Here is a 2,184-nt window from a genome sequence, read left to right as displayed (position 1 = left end):
GCAGGCCGGACAGGCGGTTTTCCAGCGTGTGGGCCACGCTTTCCACCCCCGGCAGTTCCACCGCGCGGGCCGCCCCCTTCAGCGAATGGACGCGGCGGAATATCTCCGCCACATCGCGCCGGCTGGCGCAGCCCGATGCCATGACGGCCCGGATGGCGCGCAGGTGGTCGCGATATTCCGCGTCGAATACCGCCAGCAGTTCGTCCCGAAGGCTTTCCACGGCCTTGCCGTCAGGTCCGGTAGCGCGCGGAAATGGTCAGCAACTGCTTGGACAGCTTGCCCAGATTACTGGCGGATACCTCCAGATTACGGGTGCCGGCCGATGTCTGCTGGCTGGCCTGGCGGATGCTCTGGAGCGCCGTCATGACCTGTTCGATCCCGATCTGCTGCTGGTTGGTCGAGGCCACGATCTGCTGGAAGGCATGCACCCCTTCCTCGATCCCGCCGGTCATGCGCTCGATGGTGCGATACGCGATGTCGGTGCGCTCGCGCCCGGCGGAAACGCGCTTGACCGCTTCCTCCGTCAGCATGACGGAGGTGTTGATTCCGCGCTGGATGTCACCCAGTATGGCGCGCACGTTCTGCGTCGCGTCACGCGACTGGTCGGCCAGGATTTTCATCTCGGCGGCCACCACGGCGAAGGAACGGCCATGCTCGCCCGCCGCCGCCGCCTCGATCGCGGCGTTGAGCGCGAGCAGGTGCGAACGCTCTGACAGGTCATTGACGGTGGCGATGATCTCGCTGATCGCCTCGGTCCGTTCGGACAGCGCCACGATGTTCGAGCCACGGCCTCGGCCCCGTCATGGGTATGGGCCATGGCGCGGGCGGTTTCCTCCACCGCCTCGAGGCCGCTGGCCGAACTGTGGACGATCACCTCCGCCGAGGAAATCACCTCGCGCGCGCGCTTGCTGATCTGCGCGCCGGAATGGGTGATCTCGTCCACCGTGGCCGCCGTTTCCTGCACGGCGGCGAACTGTTCCTCCACGCTGGCGGCCTGCTGCTGGGTGGAGGCGCGGATCTCGGCCACCGCCGTATCCAGGTTCTGCGTCACCTCCCCGCTCTGGCGGGCAATTTCACGCAGGCCGTCGATCATGCGGTTCAGCCCCGCGGCAAGGCGGGCGACCTCGTCACGTTCCTCGCCCATGCCGCCCACCTTGGCGCGCGTGGCCAGATCGCCCTGCCCCACGCGCTCCATCACATGCATGATGGAGGAGATCGGCTCCATGATGGAGCGCCGCGTCCAGAACGTGACGATCAGCGCCACGACAACGGCCAGCCCCATGCCGATGGCCAGCGAGCGGCGGCTGTAGTCATACGAGGCCGCCCCCTGCGTTTCCGCCACCTGCACGCCGTGGTCCAGCAGGGAGGCGGCCCGGCTGACCTGCATGTCGATGGACTGTTCGCGGCTGTCGATACGCGACGCCTGTTCGCGCACGCTCGTGTCATTCGCCGCCCGCATGGCCTGGAACAGCATGCCCGCCGCGCGGGTATCCATCTGGAACTGGCCGGAAATATCACGCAGCTGCGCGGCGACGGTATTGAACATCTCACGCTGGTCATCGCTGCGCGCAAGGCGCCCGGCCTCTTCCGAGCGGGAGAGCACGCCCGCCAGCAGGCCCTCGGCCTCCCGCGATTTTTCATCCCAGCTTGCAATGGCGTCTTCCAGCACGCCGGGCGCGCTTTCGAAATCATGCGCGTAATAATGGGCGAGAATGGCGAGACGGCGCGCCACCAGATCGTTCTCGTTGGCGCGGATATGCGTCAGTTCGCGATAGACCGACAGATCCCGCGTGACGATGAGGGTCATTTCATCGCGCACCTCGCGGATCTGTCCCAGCGCGTAAATACCCAGCGAGACCAGAAGCAGGACACCGACCATGAAGCCGAACAGCAGGCGATTGGCGATTGTCACGGGATTTCACACTCCGACATAACGGGAAGAAAACAGGCGCGCGGGATCAATGACGGTCAGGCCGCGCCCATCGGGCAGGTGCGCCTGCGGAAAGCCCGACGGGGTGAGCGGAGTGGGTGTTCCGGCAATTTCCACCGTGCCGGTGGCCGATGTGGCCAGCAGCGCGATACGCCCCAGCGGAATGCTGGACACCGAACGCAGCAGCAGCATCACGCCCGGACTGTCCAGCCGCGCGCCCCCCAGCAGCACCGACAGGTCGAACACGGTGTACA

1 protein-coding gene and 2 pseudogenes are annotated in these 2,184 nt (G+C 66.3%); all 3 read right to left on the bottom strand.

From position 1 onward, the window contains the following. A partial coding sequence (locus JCM25156_RS14380; protein WP_025813617.1) for an Hpt domain-containing protein occupies positions 1-220 on the bottom strand: 220 nt, incomplete at its 3' end. Positions 221-230: 10 nt separating this feature from the next. Further along, a pseudogene (locus JCM25156_RS24760) lies at positions 231-1,912 on the bottom strand (methyl-accepting chemotaxis protein). Positions 1,913-1,918: 6 nt separating this feature from the next. Next, positions 1,919-2,184, bottom strand: a pseudogene (locus JCM25156_RS14370) (chemotaxis protein CheW); the annotation flags it as partial.

Source organism: Komagataeibacter kakiaceti JCM 25156 (assembly GCF_000613305.1).
Note: the sequence above shows the minus strand (reverse complement) of the source record. Positions and strands in the feature narration are given on the sequence as shown.